This is a genomic window from Sphingobium sp. SYK-6, from assembly GCF_000283515.1.
Classification (GTDB): Bacteria; Pseudomonadota; Alphaproteobacteria; order Sphingomonadales; family Sphingomonadaceae; genus Sphingobium; species Sphingobium lignivorans.
The window spans coordinates 1,809,768-1,825,113 of record NC_015976.1 but is presented as its reverse complement, the minus strand read 5'-3'; the positions used below and the strand labels follow the sequence as shown (position 1 = coordinate 1,825,113).

At 65.6% G+C, this 15,346-nt stretch carries 14 protein-coding genes and 1 tRNA gene; 8 read left to right on the top strand and 7 right to left on the bottom strand.

The window, feature by feature from the left end:
* Positions 1–5 precede the first annotated feature (5 nt).
* Positions 6–1,775 carry a sensor histidine kinase gene (locus SLG_RS08235; protein ID WP_014075996.1) on the bottom strand — a complete coding sequence of 590 codons (1,770 nt, stop codon included), beginning with the start codon at positions 1,773–1,775 and terminating at the stop codon, positions 6–8.
* A 152-nt stretch (positions 1,776–1,927) separates the two neighbouring features.
* On the opposite strand from SLG_RS08235, the gene SLG_RS08230 reads away from it, so the two are divergent.
* Positions 1,928–2,401, top strand: a complete 474-nt coding sequence (locus SLG_RS08230; protein ID WP_014075995.1) for an Lrp/AsnC family transcriptional regulator — start codon at positions 1,928–1,930, stop codon at positions 2,399–2,401.
* A 97-nt stretch (positions 2,402–2,498) separates the two neighbouring features.
* On the opposite strand, the gene SLG_RS21670 is transcribed toward SLG_RS08230, so the two are convergent.
* On the bottom strand, positions 2,499–3,809 hold the full coding sequence (locus tag SLG_RS21670; protein ID WP_014075994.1) for a hypothetical protein: 1,311 nt from the start codon (positions 3,807–3,809) through the stop codon (positions 2,499–2,501).
* Positions 3,810–4,150: 341 nt separating this feature from the next.
* Between SLG_RS21670 and gyrA the strand changes: the two genes are divergently transcribed.
* Positions 4,151–6,868: a DNA gyrase subunit A gene (gyrA, locus tag SLG_RS08220; protein WP_014075992.1), complete on the top strand. Its 2,718-nt coding sequence runs from the start codon at positions 4,151–4,153 to the stop codon at positions 6,866–6,868.
* A 384-nt stretch (positions 6,869–7,252) separates the two neighbouring features.
* On the opposite strand, the gene SLG_RS08215 is transcribed toward gyrA, so the two are convergent.
* Positions 7,253–7,765, bottom strand: coding sequence for an aromatic-ring-hydroxylating dioxygenase subunit beta (locus SLG_RS08215; protein ID WP_014075991.1), 513 nt, complete (start codon positions 7,763–7,765; stop codon positions 7,253–7,255).
* Positions 7,762–9,114 carry an aromatic ring-hydroxylating oxygenase subunit alpha gene (locus SLG_RS08210; protein ID WP_014075990.1) on the bottom strand — a complete coding sequence of 451 codons (1,353 nt, stop codon included), beginning with the start codon at positions 9,112–9,114 and terminating at the stop codon, positions 7,762–7,764. The genes SLG_RS08215 and SLG_RS08210 overlap by 4 nt, the downstream gene beginning before the upstream one ends.
* Positions 9,115–9,851: 737 nt before the next feature.
* Here SLG_RS08210 and SLG_RS21665 point away from each other — a divergent pair.
* Together SLG_RS21665 and SLG_RS21285 are read left to right on the top strand one after the other, a co-directional pair.
* Entirely contained in the window at positions 9,852–10,022 is a 171-nt protein-coding gene (locus tag SLG_RS21665; RefSeq protein ID WP_014075988.1) for a hypothetical protein, read from the top strand.
* Positions 10,023–10,084: 62 nt separating this feature from the next.
* Positions 10,085–10,387, top strand: a complete 303-nt coding sequence (locus SLG_RS21285) for a hypothetical protein (RefSeq protein WP_148276529.1) — start codon at positions 10,085–10,087, stop codon at positions 10,385–10,387.
* 94 nt (positions 10,388–10,481) lie between these two features.
* Here SLG_RS21285 and SLG_RS08205 read toward each other — a convergent pair.
* The 3 genes from SLG_RS08205 to SLG_RS22135 all read right to left on the bottom strand — a co-directional run bounded on the left by SLG_RS08205 (position 10,482) and on the right by SLG_RS22135 (position 11,150).
* A tRNA-Ala gene (locus SLG_RS08205) sits at positions 10,482–10,557 on the bottom strand.
* 120 nt (positions 10,558–10,677) lie between these two features.
* The gene (locus SLG_RS08200) at positions 10,678–11,007 is read right to left on the bottom strand and encodes a TIGR02300 family protein (protein ID WP_014075987.1); all 330 of its coding nucleotides are present in this window, start codon (positions 11,005–11,007) and stop codon (positions 10,678–10,680) included.
* Positions 11,001–11,150 carry a hypothetical protein gene (locus SLG_RS22135; protein ID WP_231848772.1) on the bottom strand — a complete coding sequence of 50 codons (150 nt, stop codon included), beginning with the start codon at positions 11,148–11,150 and terminating at the stop codon, positions 11,001–11,003. The genes SLG_RS08200 and SLG_RS22135 overlap by 7 nt, the downstream gene beginning before the upstream one ends.
* Before the next feature lie 30 nt (positions 11,151–11,180).
* On the opposite strand from SLG_RS22135, the gene aroA reads away from it, so the two are divergent.
* The 4 genes from aroA (at position 11,181) to rpsA (ending at position 15,284) form a co-directional block, all read left to right on the top strand.
* Positions 11,181–12,533, top strand: coding sequence for a 3-phosphoshikimate 1-carboxyvinyltransferase (gene aroA / locus SLG_RS08195; RefSeq protein WP_014075985.1), 1,353 nt, complete (start codon positions 11,181–11,183; stop codon positions 12,531–12,533).
* Positions 12,530–12,778, top strand: coding sequence for a CBU_0592 family membrane protein (locus SLG_RS08190; protein ID WP_014075984.1), 249 nt, complete (start codon positions 12,530–12,532; stop codon positions 12,776–12,778). Before aroA ends, SLG_RS08190 begins: the two co-directional genes overlap by 4 nt.
* Entirely contained in the window at positions 12,775–13,404 is a 630-nt protein-coding gene (locus tag SLG_RS08185) for a (d)CMP kinase (RefSeq protein ID WP_014075983.1), read from the top strand. The genes SLG_RS08190 and SLG_RS08185 overlap by 4 nt, the downstream gene beginning before the upstream one ends.
* Before the next feature lie 176 nt (positions 13,405–13,580).
* On the top strand, positions 13,581–15,284 hold the full coding sequence (gene rpsA / locus SLG_RS08180) for a 30S ribosomal protein S1 (protein ID WP_014075982.1): 1,704 nt from the start codon (positions 13,581–13,583) through the stop codon (positions 15,282–15,284).
* The last annotated feature ends 62 nt before the right edge of the window (positions 15,285–15,346 follow it).

Genomic DNA, 15,346 nt, shown 5'->3' with positions numbered 1-15,346 from the left:
CGGCGTCAGCGCTGGCTCTCCTGCCCGCTCTCCAGCGAGGCCGCGACCGGCATGAGGATGCAGAAATGCTCGCTCGTGATGCTGAACCCGCCACCCAGATGCGCGGCAATGCCCCTCACCAGCCTGAGCGTGAAGGCGAGCCCGAGCGGGGGGACATCGTGGAATTTCTGTTCCCCCGCCCCGCCATGATCGAGTAGGTCGCGCTCGGACAGGGATTGCAGCGCATTGGGGCGCGCCATGAGGAAGCGGACCTTCGCCCCGGCGCCGTCCTGTTGCAGGCGCAGGGTCAATTGCTCCCCCGGTTCGAGCGCGGCACAGCCGGCCCGCACGAGATGGCGCAGCATCCGCTCCACCTGCTGGCGATCGCCGGTGATGGCAGGCAGACCTTCCTCGACGGACAGTGCCACCACGCCCTCGGGTGCCGCGCTGCTCATGATCGCGCGCAGCAGCGCCTCGATATCGAGAGGCTCGGGCCGCGTCCGGTCGTCGCCGCGCGCGATGCGGCTCGCCAGATCGAGATCGTCGAATGTCGTCAGCAGCACATGGGCATCGGAGAGAATATGCTGCGCCATGTCCCGATACTCGCCGGGCACCGGCCCCACGAGCTGGGTCTGGATCATCTCGGCATAGCCCTGGATGGCATTGAGCGGCGTGCGCAGTTCATGGATGAGCTGGCGGGTGCTCTGGGCGGAAAGGCCTGCCCATCCCTGTGCGTCATCCTGCGCCGTCGAGCGCACCAGCCCTTCATGCGGCAATTCGCGTCTGGCCGAACCGGCATAGCCCAGGAACCGGCCGCTCGCCTTGTCGAAACGGGGCGTCGCCGACATCCGCCATTCGCCCGCCAGCGCACCTTCCCCGATGGAGAAGCGCGCATTGTCGAAGGCCGCGCGCCGACGGAACGCGCCAAGCGCCGTTCCGTCGGCGCCATGGCGATTGTCCAGGTCCGCCACGGCGATGCTGAGGCCGAAGGCGGCGCCGCGCGGGGCCGCGCCGACAAGCCGGATGAGCCCCGAAGCGTCCGTCTCGAAAGTGAACTGGTCGATCGGTGTCGGCGCAGGAACCGCAGCCTCATCCCGGTAAGCGGGCGCGGTTTCCTCGACGGCCGGCGCAATGTCCTGCGTCTGGTCCGCCCCTTCAGCCTCGGAGGGAACACGGCTTTCCTTGAAGCGCTCGATCCGCGCGACGATGCGCTCGAACTGGCTCGGCCCATCGTCCGCCCCCTCGTCCTGGCGATCGTCCAGCCCGTGGCCGGAATCGCCCGCGAAGGCCGGCATGCGATCCGCGTCCGCCAGCGTGAGGATGTCGGCGTCCACCAGCGAGGGAAGTGCCATGTCGTTCGGCCCGAACTGGCGCAGCGTCGCGTCCGCGCGCGGCCCGAGGTCGGTGCGGCGGCGCAGGACGCTGCGCGCCAGCGGGCCGAGATCGGGGATCAGCGCGGCCCAGTCCGCGTCGGCGAGGCGGACATGGCTCATCAGCGCGGCGACCAGCGAGGGATGATCCTGCGCGAGACTGCGCACGAGCCCCGGCGAGCGCAGCCGCCCGCCCAGCTCCACGATGGATGCGATGCGCTTCTCGAGCGGCACTTGCGGGCTCAGGCGGGCAATGATCCCCAGGACGAGGCGGCGATCGTCCTCGTCCAGCAGGCGCGGCGGCTGCGCACCGGAGACGTCATGCTGCGCGATGAGGTCGATGCATTGCCGCCAGCGCGTCACGGTCGCGGTGGCGCCCTCGCCCGGGTTGGCGAGCACCGTCCGCAAGATATCATTGAAACGCATTGCCCGGGGACCCTTCGTGGTTAAGCGACGGGTAACCTTGGTTTCAGCGGACGCCTAGCTGCAAAAAACGGGACGTCGCATTGTGGGACAATTGCATTGTCGAGACATTATCTTGTGGTATAGAGCATCATTGCGAAAGGAAATGTCAGCTCATGCCGGGTGCGGCCATCGACGAAATCGACCTCAAGATCCTCGACGCCCTGCAGGCGGATGGACGCATGACGAATGTGGATCTGGCCGCGAAAGTGGGCCTCACCGCGCCGCCCTGCCTGCGCCGCGTGCGCACGCTGGAAGAGCGCGGCTATATCGGCTCCTATCACGCGCATCTCGATCCCGTCTCGCTGGGCTATACGATCACCGTCTTCGCCATGGTGAGCCTCAGGAGCCAGGCGGAGAATGACCTGCGCGCCTTCGAGAGCTACGTCGCCGAGCTGCCGGAAGTGCGCGAGTGCCACATGCTCAACGGCGAGATTGATTTCATCCTGAAAGTGGTGGCGCGGGATCTGCGGAGCTTCCAGCAGTTCCTCACCTCGCGCCTGACGCAGGCACCCAACGTAGCGAGCGTCAAGACCTCCCTCACCATTCGCACGTCGAAGAATCTGCCCGGGGTTCCGGTCGAGATCTGAGCGCGGCGCCGCTCCCTGAAAACGCAGCGCCCCCAAACGAAAACGCCGACGGAAAACTCCGCCGGCGTTCTTCCTGTTTCCCGATAGCGAGAGCCGATCAGGCGGTGGGATTGTTCACCCACACCGTCCAGAGATCGGCGATCTTGCGGCGCACGCCGTTGGTGCCACCGTTGCCGACCTTGCCGAAAGCTTCCACGGCCCCGGCCTTGTCGCCGCTGCGTGCCAGCGCGATGCCGAGCCGCGTGTTGACCTCGTCCGCGTCCACGCCGCCCTTCTGCAGCGCCAGCCGGTAAAGCTCGGCCGCCTTGGCATAGTCGCCAAAGCCCATATAGGCGCTGGCGGTCGAAGAGGCCGGCTTGCCGGTCGCGGCGGAGGCGGCGCTGGTCGCGGAGGAGGCGAGCGTCGCCTTGTCCTTCGCGGCGCTTTCCGTGGCGAGGCGATACAGGTCGGCAAGGCTGTTGTTATCGATCTCACCCCGGGCGCGGCCGGTCTCGATCACGGCCTTCACTTCGCCCGGCAGGCCCGCTTTCCAGGCGGATTCGGCATATTCGCTGTAGCTGTAGGCATTCTGCAGCGATTTGCTGCTGTCCATCAGACGCATGAGGTCCAGGGTTTCATCCCGGGTCATGTTGTCATTCGCGTCCTGAAGCGAGCGCAGCACCACGCGCCAGTTGTCCGGCGTCCCGGCATGGGCGAGCGCGAGCTTGGACCACTCGATCTGCGAGGGATCATCGGCCAGAACCGACATCTTGAGGCCGCGCGTATACCAGCTCGCATCAACCGCCTCGCCCGCTGACTGCCGCAGCTCGATGGCCTTCTTCAGGTGCGGCAGGCCCTGCTGCACCAGCGCCTTGCCGGCCGGGTTGAACTGGTTGCCGTTCACATTGTTGTAGGCTTCGCCGAAATAGCTCTCGGCCAGGTAGATTTCCGGGTTGGCGCCTTCATAGCCCGCCTGCGCGGCCTGCTGCAGATGCTGGCGCGCGGCCGCGTGATCCTTGGCGTTCAGCGCGAACTGGCCGGCGAAATAATGGAATTTGGGCACGTCGGCAGCCGGCGTCATGCCGGAGGCGAGCATGGTTTCCACGCCCTTGCGCTGCAGGCTTTCGTCCTTCAGCCCGATGCCGGTGTTCAGGTAGAAATTGCCGAGGAAATATTTGTCGTCCGGCTTGGTGGCGGTCGGCTCGATTTCGGCGAGCTTCGCCTTGGCGCCTTCGAAATCGCTCTTGGCGAGCATTTCCTGCAGGGCCTGCGCACCGGGGGTGAATTCCTTGCTCGGCGAAAGCTTCATCTTGCCGTCATCGGCTTTCTTGTCGTTCTTCTTCTGCGCTACCGCGGCCGACGGCATCATCATGCCGGCCGAAACGGCCGCAAGCGCGATCGACAGGGCAGTAGTTCTCAACAGACGCATCAAAACTTCCTCCAAAGACTAGGCTCATGATCGGTTCGCCGGGGAACGGAAAAACCGGCATGTGTCCCGGATGGTTCCATGGCAATGTGAGTGTTAACCGGGTTTGAATGCGGTATAAACTGGCTAGCGCAGCTTGTCATCGGTCCGCAAGCGGATCATCGCAGCTCATGCCCGCCATGTCGATGGACGCTTGCGATTCCGGCGCTGTGAACATGAGCGGCCTGCCTGGCCGGAGGCGTCGTCGGGCGCCATCGCGCCACCCCTTTTTTCTGGCATTCGGACGCCCCGGCGGCTAGGCTCGGGAACTCCCTTTTCCATGCAACAGACATAAGAGAACATAATTGAGCAGCGACGAGACACTCCTCGCCGAACCCTCGGATATCAGCCCGATCAGCATCGTCGACGAGATGAAGTCGAGCTATCTCGACTACGCCATGTCGGTCATCGTTTCCCGCGCCCTGCCGGACGTGCGCGATGGCCTCAAGCCCGTGCATCGCCGCATCCTGTGGGCGAGCCACGAAGGCGGCTTCGTGGCCGGGCGGCCGTACCGCAAGTCGGCCAAGATCGTCGGCGACGTGATGGGTAATTACCACCCGCATGGCGACTCCGCCATCTACGATGCCCTCGCCCGCCTGGCGCAGGACTGGTCGATGCGCGTCATGCTGATCGACGGCCAGGGCAATTTCGGCTCGATGGACCCGGATCCGCCGGCCTCCATGCGTTATACCGAAGCGCGGCTCGCCAAGGTGGCGACGACGGCGCTGCTGGCCGATATCGACAAGGACACCGTCGACTTCCAGGACAATTATGACGGCGCGCATCGCGAGCCGACCGTCCTGCCCGCCCGCTTCCCGAACCTGCTGGTCAATGGCGCGGGCGGCATCGCCGTGGGCATGGCGACCAACATCCCGCCGCACAATCTCGGCGAGGTGCTGCGCGCCTGCAAGGCCTATATGGACAATGGCGCCATCACCACCGAAGAGCTCATGGAGTATATCCCCGGCCCGGATTTCCCGACCGGCGCGCTGATCCTGGGCCAGGGCGGGGCACGCAACGCCTACACCACCGGGCGCGGCTCGATCATCATGCGCTCGCGCCACGAGATCGAGACGCTGCGGGGCGACCGGCAGCAGATCGTGCTCACCGAGATCCCCTATCAGGTCGGCAAGTCCGGGCTGGTCGAGAAGATCGCCGAGGCCGCGAAGGACAAGCGGATCGAGGGCATCAGCGACATCCGCGACGAATCGAACCGCGAAGGCGTGCGCATCGTCATGGAGCTCAAGCGCGACGCGACGGCGGACGTGGTGCTGAACCAGCTCTGGCGCCACACGCCGGCCCAGTCGAGCTTCCCCGCCAACATGCTCGCCATCCGTGGCGGCCGGCCGGAACTGCTCAACCTGCGCGAGATCATCGAGGCGTTCGTGCGCTTCCGCGAGGAAGTCATCACGCGGCGCACCAAGTTCGAGCTCGCGAAGGCGCGCGAGCGGGCCCACATCCTGCTCGGGCTCGTCATTGCGGTCTCCCATCTCGACGAGGTGGTGCGGACCATCCGCGCTTCGGCCAGCCCGGTCGCCGCGCGCGAGGCGCTGCTGGCCCGCGAGTGGCCGATCGCCGACATCGCGCCGTATCTGCGGCTCGTGGAAGCGGCGGAAGCCGACCCGACCGGCGACACCTATCGCCTCTCGGATGCGCAGGTGCGCGCCATCCTCGATCTGCGCCTGCATCGCCTGACCGCGCTTGGCCGGGACGAGGTGGGCAGCGAGCTCCAGGGCCTCGCCACCGCGATCGAGGGCTTCCTCGAGATTCTCGGCAGCCGCGTGCGGCTCTATGAGGTCATGCGCGAGGAATTCGACGCGATCGAGGCGGAGTTCGCCACGCCGCGCCGGTCCATCATCGCGCCTGCCGCCGACGGCATCGAGGACGAGGACCTGATCGAGCGCGAGGACATGGTCGTCACCGTGACCATGCAGGGCTATATCAAGCGCACGCCGCTCGACACTTTCCGCGCGCAGAACCGGGGCGGCAAGGGCCGCGCGGGCATGGCGACGAAGGAAGAGGACGTCATCACCGAGCTGTTCGTGACGAGCACGCACACGCCGGTGCTGTTCTTCTCGACCCATGGCAAGGTCTACCGCCTCAAGGTCTGGCGCCTGCCCGAGGGCGGGCCGGCGACGCGCGGGCGGCCGATGGTCAATCTCCTGCCGCTCGCCAATGGCGAGGCGATCCAGACCGTGCTCCCGCTGCCGGAAGACGAGGCGGAATGGGCGAACCTGCACGTCATGTTCGCCACGGCGCGCGGCAATGTGCGCCGCAACGCCATGGATGCCTTCTCGAACATCCCGTCGAACGGCAAGATCGCCATGAAGTTCGAGGGCGAGGATGCCGACGACCGGCTCATCGGCGTCGCGCTTCTCACCGAGGATGACGACGTGCTGCTCGCCTCCCGCCAGGGCAAGGCGATCCGCTTCCGCGCGGACGATGTGCGCGCTTTCCAGAGCCGCAACTCCACCGGCGTGCGCGGCATGACGCTGCGCGAAGGCGACGAGGTGATTTCCCTCTCCATCCTCCACCGCGTGGGCACCGGCCAGGACGAGCGCGAGGATTATCTCCGCTTCGCGCCCTGGAAGGGCGAGCGCGAGGATGGCGCCACCAGCTCGCTGGACCCGGCGCGCTACGAGGAGCTCAAGGCGCGCGAGCAGTTCATCCTCACCGTCTGCGCGAACGGCTATGGCAAGCTCTCGTCCGCTTATGAATATCGGCGCACCGGGCGCGGCGGCCAGGGCATCACCAACATCGATAATATCGATCGCAATGGCCCGGTCGTGGCGAGCTTCCCCGCGACGCGCCGCCATCAGCTCATGCTGGTGACCGATCAGGCCAAGCTGATCCGCATCGGGCTCGACAGCCTGCGCGTCATCGGCCGCGGCTCGGCGGGCGTCCGCCTGTTCGACGTGGCACAGGACGAGCATGTCGTGGGCGCGGCGCGGATCGAGGAAAGCACGGAGGACAATCCGGACGCGGAAGGCGGCGCGCCGCTCGCCGACGACACGCAGGCCTGATCGGACGGGCGGGACGGGGCCCCTGAGCCCCCGCCCCTCACCTCTCGTATCGCTCAAAAAAAAGCGGCGGTGGCCACAGGGCCGCCGCCGCTCGAGGTCCGCAGGCACGGGTCGCACGAAACACCTGCGGCACCAGTCCGGAAGAGGCGGGAGACAGGTCATCCTTCCGCGACAGGGCAATGGCCGGTGCCCCGAAAGCCCCCCGCCCTGCTGCGGATGCGGAATGACCGGACACCCCCCTCGATCCGGTGGTTCATGATCGTCTTCACTTCCTTAAGCGCGACAATCAGGAAAACCGGACCATGGCAGGTGCTGCCTACGTCGATTTTTCCGGCAGGCTCCCGGGCTCAGGGCTGCGGCGCCCGCTCGCCCGGGCCGCCCCGCTCAGAGCATGTAGAGGTCGGCCACCGTCGGAATGCAGTCGTTCATCAGGTTGATCGTCTTGGCGGCGATCAGCCATTCATCGCCCGACCGGCGGAATACATGCCGGTAATGGCCGAAGAAGACATGCGTCCGGTCGCTGCGCGGGTCGTGATGATGGGCCGTGAATGCCGCGAGCACCACGGCTTCCTCGCCCGTGCAGGAGTCGACGATGACATTGCCGACCAGATGCGACACCCGCGCCGGGATCACCGAGGCATTGGACAGCCCCGATCCCAGGCGCCAGACGCGATCGGCCAGGTTCTGCTTGCCCTCATAGTAGATCAGCGAAAGTTCGCTGTCCGGATCGGTCGTGAGCGTGGTCTCGTCGCGCCAGGCAGGCATCCAGAACACGACATCGTCATGATACATCGCCAGCCACTCATCGAACCGCCGCTCGTCCAGCAGCCGCGCCTCGCGATACAGCAGGTCCTCCGCGTCGCTCCGCGTCATCACGCGCTCGATGATGGTGCTCATGCCGCCGTCTCCAGCGCGCCGGCCATCCGCCGCGCCCATTCGCGATAATAGCTCTGGTAGATCGTCTCGTCGCACAGGCGCGAATTGCCTGCCACGCTGAACTCCGGCTCAAGGCCGATCTCCCCGGCGAGGTCGTTGGGCCCCGCCTGCCGGCGATCCATGCCGCGCGCATAGCCCTGCAGCCAGGGCTCCACCTTGCCGGCGAAGCCCCGCTGGCAATCCTCATAGGCGACCGTGTCGTCGGGCGTCGCCATGCCCGAGGGATTGAAGAAATCCTCATATTGGCGGATGCGCTGGCGCCGCGCGGCCGGCGCTTCGCCCTTGGGGCCGATGCACCATGTGCGCATGCGGGTGCGCCCCGCGCTGAGCGGCTCGATCACGCGCAACTGGCTGGAGGCATTCTCGGCCACCTGGAGATTGGGGAAGATCGTCAGGTTGCGCATGTTGAAGATCCAGTCCCGCTTCGCCGCGCCGAGCCGCTGCGCGAGCAGGTCGGCACGGTCGAACAGCGGCGAGGCCGGCGTCGGCGCGCCGAGGCCGAAATTGAGCACATGGCCATAAGGGAAGCTGAACGTGCCCGAGACGATCTCGTCGTCCTCGCCGCTCCAGTGGCGCTGCGAATCCATCGCGGAGGTGAAGGCCTTGCCGGAGGCCGCTTCCGCCGCCTTGCGCCGCTCCAGAAGCCGGATGTAGGAGGGATGCGCGGACGTGAAGTGATAATTGTCCGAGCAATTCTCCAGCTGCAGCTTCCAGTTCGCGTCATAAGTGAAGCTCACGCCGCCCGGGATCATCTCCACGCCCTCCTCGCTCTGGTCCGCGACCAGATCGAGCAGCTTCGCGGCATCGCCCAGCCAGTCGAGCAGCGGTGGAACGTCCGCGCTCACGCTGCCGAACACGAAGCCCTTGTAGACGCCGAAGGCAGGCAGGGCCGGCAGGTCGTGGCTGTCCGCGTCGAAGCCGGGCGTGTAGGCGCCGCCGGCCTTCCACTTCACCGCCTTGTTCTTGCCCGAGCTGTCGAAACTCCAGCTATGATAAGGGCAGATGAGCTGGCGGGCATGGCCGCAGCCGGCATGCGCCACGCGCGCGCCCTTGTGCGGGCAGGAATTCACGAAGCCGCGCAGCACGCCATCCCCGCCGCGCATCACCAGCACGGGCACGCGCCCGGCATTCACGGTGAAATAGTCGTGCGCGTCCGGCGCCTGCGCCGCGAGCCCGAGGAACAGCCATCCGGCCTCGAAAATATGCCGCATCTCCAGCTCGAAGACAGCGGGATCATCGAACATGGCGCGGTTGACGCGGAAGATCCCCTCGTCCGGCCGACTGTCGATGAGGGCGCTGAGCCTGGTCACGAATCGCTCTCCTTCATCCGGTCGCAGGATGCGACAAGTTGTTGAGGATTCAATAGGTCATGCGCCACCCGATTTCCACCAAAAGCTGAACGCGCCCGGCCGTCCCCCGGCACCGCCCCGCCCCGCAAACGGCCGGATGCGCGCGCCCGCATGCGATTTCACGGCCAGAAACATCGGGCCGCCGCGCTGGTGTGCGCCGGGGTTCCATACGCTCGCGAAGGAAGGAAGCGCTCTCAAGTTCGCGCCACCGCGTACGGTCGAAAAACCCGCGATCAAATATCCCGGAGAAGCGGAATGATCCAATATCGGGGAGCGAATGAAGGCTGGCGGAGCCGGGGGGGGATTACCGATCCATCTTCTACAATATTGAAACGACGCATTTTATTTTTCTATTCCGGGGCACGTAAAATAGCCGAACGTACCAGTGTCGGCAAAATGCGGTGACAACCCTGTGGACAAGTCAGAAAGGCACTTGCGCTGTTCCCTTCTTGTTCCATAATCTCACCCGCGCCTGCAAGAAAGGCCGACCGGAAAAGGAGGTGAACATGAGCTAGAGGTAAAGGCCCGCACGCAAGTGACACGAGGTAGGGCCAAGGTTTGCAGGATTTTTGATCGGCACTCGGGGCGGCAGGAACAACCATTTGGTCGAACTGCCAGATCGAGCAATGATCACAGCGCCATGCATTCCTCATGAGCGGACCTCTGTGATTGGCTCACTTCTATAAGGAGTGTGTGCAATGCCCAACCAAAATCTGATGTGCCATATGGACGTCGACTATAACTGGCGATGGTATCTCATCGACGGCGATGGAAAGACGGTATCCATATCCACTAATTCGTTCTTCAAATTTGAAGACGCGAAGAAAGATTATGAGTTGGCCTGCGCCGTAATGATGCAGGCCCGCTGACTTAACCCGTTAAACTTGCAGGCGGGGCGGTTCGGTCGGGCCGCCCCCAAACTGGAGGGAATATGCAAGCATCAAAGCGTGAGCGCGTTATTCTTTATGGGGTAGTTCCAATCGCTGCCACGATAATCGGTGTTGTCGGTACAGTAATAGCTCAGCGTCTGTTTGGAACCGATGAAACGGTGCGCGCTATATCCGCTATTGCCAACGATCCCACGATGTCATCCGTTGACAAACTGAAAGCCATCGATCTTGTGAACAAAGGAAGCCAGCAATTTTACGATTTCCTGCGATCAACTTTTTCGCTGCTTTTAGTGCCACTTGGAGTTATCTCTATTGCCGTCTCTGGATGGATTAATAGGCGATAGCCCCCACGGGTTTTCCATCACTGCCACCAATGTGACAGAAACTTGAAAATTCCTAGTTTCAGCATTTTCCTGCCGTCACAGCGGCTACGAAGATTGGTGGAGCCGAGGGGGATCGAACCCCTGACCTCTACACTGCCAGTGTAGCGCTCTCCCAGCTGAGCTACGGCCCCGATTCTGCGGTGCGACGGGTGGGTCCGTCGCTGCGAGGCGCTGCCTTTATGTCAGGCTTCGCCCCGCTGCAAGTCCAATTTATTGCCGCGCGTCAGTAAAAATGCGCGCGGCGGAATGGCTCAGTTTTCCTCGTCGCCATCGTCCCCGGCTTCGACGCCGAGATCGTCGTCGCCGCCAAGGTCGACATCATTGTCGGGCGAGCCTTCCTCTTCATCGACGTCCACGTCGATGTCGAGATCGTCATCGGCCCCCGTCTCGGCTTCAGCGCCGGCGGCGGCCTTCTGCGGCAGCTCCTCGAAGGGCAGCGGCTGCTTGGACTTGAGCACCGGCTCGGGCGTCCAGACGTTGCCGCACTCGATGCAGGTCACGGGCTCGCTGTTGCCCAGGTCGTAGAAACGCGTGGCGCATTTGGGGCAGGTCCGCTTCGTTCCCCATTCAGGCTTCACCATGTGCCGCCTCTGTCCTTCCAGATGAGATGAAAATCGTGCGCAGCGAAGCAATGTCGCCGCGAAGTGCCGCGCGCCTTGCCATAGCAGATCGGCGCTGTCAAAAGCGGCGCGCCATTTTTTTCCGTCCGCCGGTCGAGCGCCATGCGCCCCGGCCAGAATTCCGGGTTTGCATAATGACAGATCAAGCGCGCAACACGCTCTTCGAGCCTGGGGCCCCGCTGCGCGGCACCGTGACGGTGCCGGGCGACAAGAGCATTTCCCATCGCGCACTCATGCTTTCGGCGCTGGCGGTGGGCGAGAGCCGCATCTCCGGCCTGCTCGAAGGCGAGGATGTGCTGGCGACGGCCGCCGCCATGCGGGCGCTCGGCGCACAGATCGAGCGCGGCGCGGATGGCGTGTGGCGCGTCCATGGCGTCGGCGTGGGCAGTCTCGTCCAGCCCACGACCGCGCTCGAGATGGGCAACAGCGGCACCTCGACGCGCCTGCTGATGGGCCTGCTCGCGAGCCACGCGCTCACTGCCACCTTCGTGGGCGACGCGAGCCTCAGCAAGCGCCCGATGGGCCGCGTCACCACCCCGCTCGGCCTCATGGGCGCGCAGTTCATGGGCACGTCCGGCGCTGGCGGGAGCGTCTGCCTGCCGCTCACGATGCGCGGCATCGTCCCGGCGGTGCCGATCGAATATCGCCTGCCCGTCGCGTCCGCGCAGGTGAAGTCGGCCGTGCTGCTTGCCGGGCTCAACGCGCCGGGCATCACCCGCGTCATCGAGCCGGTGCCCACGCGCGATCATAGCGAGCGGATGCTCAGGGGCTTCGGCGCGACCCTGACCGTGGAGGCGGGGCCCGACGGCGCGCGGATCATCAGCATCCATGGCGAGGCCGAGCTGAACCCGCAGACGCTTGTCGTCCCGGGCGATCCGTCCTCCGCCGCCTTCCCCGTCGTCGCGGCGCTGATCACCCCCGGTTCGGACGTCACCGTCACCAATGTCGGCATGAACCCGACGCGCGCCGGGCTCTTCCGCATGCTCCAGGCGATGGGCGCGGATCTCGCGATCACCAATGAGCGCGAAGTGGGCGGCGAGCCGGTCGCCGATCTGGTGGCGCGGCACAGCGCGCTCACCGGCATCGACGTGCCGCCGGAAGTCGCGCCCAGCATGATCGACGAGTTCCCGGTCTTCTTCGTCGCGGCCGCCCATGCGCAGGGCATCACCCGCACCAGCGGGCTGGACGAGCTGCGCGTCAAGGAATCGGACCGGCTGGCCCTCATGGCGCGTGGCCTCGCCCGCATCGGCGCCATGGTGGAGGAGCAGGAGGACGGGCTGGTCATCACCGGCAGCGGCGGCGATCCGCTGGGCGGCGGCCATGGCGCGCCTACCATCGACGCCGAGCTGGATCATCGCATCGCGATGAGCTTCGCCGTTGCGGGGCTCAACACGCGCGGGGGCCTCGTCATCGACGACATGAGTCCCGTGGCGACCAGCTTCCCGGGTTTCGCAACCATGCTGGCGACGCTGCGAGGCACGGCATGACGCAGGACATTCTGGCGAACATCGTCGGCTTGCTCGGCAGCGCGCTGGTGGTCGGCGCCTATGGCTATTCCAACCTCGCGCGGACCATGGATTTCCGGCTGTTCAATGGCCTTAATCTGGCCGGCGCGCTGCTGCTCATTGCCTCGCTGACCGTCCATTTCAATCTCGCCGCCATGACGCTCGAGGTGGTCTGGGCGATCATCGCCACGCTTGGGCTCGCGCGCGCCATGAGGAAAGGCGCATGATCATTGCCGTCGACGGCCCCGCCGCCTCGGGCAAGGGCACCATCGCCCGCGCGCTCGCCGCGCATTATGGCCTGCCCCATCTCGATACCGGGCTGCTCTACCGCGCCGTGGGCGTGACGGTCGCGCGCAACGGCGGCGATCCCGACGATCCCGCAGATGCCGCCGCCGCCTGCGTCTTTCCGGACAGCCTGCTGGCCGATCCCGCCCTCCGCTCGGAGGAAGCCGGGCCGCTGGCGAGCCGTGCCTCGCGCCATCCGCAAGTGCGCGCCGCCCTGTTCGAGCGGCAGCGCGCCTTCGCCCGGCAGGCCGGCGGCGCGGTGCTGGACGGGCGGGACATCGGCACGGTGATCGCGCCCGATGCCGATGCCAAGCTGTTCGTCACCGCCAGCGTCGCGGTGCGTGCCGAGCGGCGCCACCGGGAGCTCGTTGCGCGGGGCGAGCCGGTCTCGCTCGCGGAGATCGCGGCGGAGCTTGAAGCGCGCGACGCGCGGGACATGGCGCGGGCGGATGCCCCGCTCCGGCAGGCTGACGATGCGGACTTGCTCGACACGAGCGATTTGAGTATAGGCGCGTCCGTTCAGCGCGCGATCGCGCTGGTGGATGCTCGCCTGAAGGACCGCGCATAACGGCCCGGACGAGGCGCTTCGCTTCGCGAGGCGCCCTTTTGCTTTTTCGAAGCTCTTGTATCCATCGGCACGGCACGCGCCGGATGCCCGGTCCGGCATGAGGCCGTCCGGGCACTATGGCCAAAGACCGCCGGAGACAACCGGCTGGCCAGCAACGAACCGAAGGAACCTTATTCATGGCCTCAACGGCAAACCCCTCGCGCGACGATTTCGCCGCGCTTCTCAATGAATCTCTCGGCGGCGCCGACGGCGGCTTTGAAGGCCGCGTCGTCAAGGGCACCGTCACCGGCATCGAAAATGATCTCGCCGTCATCGACGTCGGCCTCAAGAGCGAAGGCCGCGTGCCGCTGCGCGAGTTCGCCGCGCCGGGCCAGAAGGCCGATCTGAAGGTCGGTGACGAAGTCGAGGTCTTTGTCGACCGCGTCGAGAACAGCAATGGCGAGGCCATGCTCAGCCGCGACCGCGCCCGCCGCGAAGCCGCGTGGGACAAGCTGGAAGCCGAGTTCTCCGAAAGCGCCCGCGTCGAAGGCGTCATCTTCGGCCGCGTCAAGGGTGGCTTCACCGTCGATCTCGACGGCGCCGTGGCGTTCCTGCCCGGCTCGCAGGTCGATATCCGCCCGGTCCGCGACGTCACGCCGCTCATGGACATCCCCCAGCCTTTCCAGATCCTCAAGATGGATCGTCGCCGCGGCAACATCGTCGTGTCGCGTCGCGCCATCCTGGAAGAGACTCGCGCCGAGCAGCGCAGCGGCCTCATCCAGACCCTGTCGGAAGGCCAGATCATCGACGGCGTCGTCAAGAACATCACCGATTATGGTGCGTTCGTTGACCTGGGCGGCATCGACGGCCTGCTGCACGTCACGGATCTGAGCTACAAGCGCATCAACCACCCGAGCGAGATGATCAACATCGGCGACACCGTCCGTGTCCAGATCATCCGCATCAATCGCGACACACAGCGCATCAGCCTCGGCATGAAGCAGCTCGAGAGCGATCCGTGGGAAGGCGCCGCCGCCAAGTATCCGATCGGCGCGAAGCTGACCGGCCGCGTCACGAACATCACCGAATATGGTGCGTTCGTCGAGCTGGAGCCGGGCATCGAGGGCCTCGTCCACGTCTCCGAGATGAGCTGGACCAAGAAGAACGTCCATCCCGGCAAGATCGTCTCCACCTCGCAGGAAGTGGAAGTGCTCGTGCTCGAGGTCGATGCCGAGAAGCGTCGCATCTCGCTGGGCCTCAAGCAGGCGCAGTCCAACCCCTGGGAGAGCTTCGCCGAGCGTCACCCGGTCGGTTCGACGGTCGAGGGCGAAGTCAAGAACGCCACCGAGTTCGGCCTGTTCATCGGCCTCGACGGCGATGTGGACGGCATGGTCCACATGTCGGACATCGCCTGGGGCATTTCCGGCGAGGACGCGCTCAACCTGCATCGCAAGGGCGAGGTCGTTCAGGCCGTGGTGCTCGATGTCGATGTCGAGAAGGAGCGTATCAGCCTCGGCATGAAGCAGCTTGAGAAGGGCGCGCCCACCAGCGGTGCCTCGCGCGGCGGCTCGGGCCTCAACAAGAACGAGACCGTCACGGTCACCGTGCTTGAGGTTCGCGACGGCGGCCTGGAAGTGCAGGCGGGCGACGATGGCGTCACCGGCTTCATCAAGCGCAGCGACCTTGGCCGCGACCGCGACGAGCAGCGTCCGGAGCGTTTCCAGCCCGGCCAGAAGTTCGACGCCCTGGTCATCGGCTTCGATCGTTCGAAGAAGCCGAACTTCTCGGTCAAGGCTCTCCAGATCGCCGAGGAAAAGGCGGCGGTCGCGCAGTATGGTTCGTCCGACAGCGGTGCGTCGCTGGGCGACATCCTGGGCGAGGCGCTGAAGGCCAAGAACTGATCCAGCCTGAAAAAACACGGCGCCCATGGCGCTGAAAAGCCGGTCGGCCGATCTCGTATCGG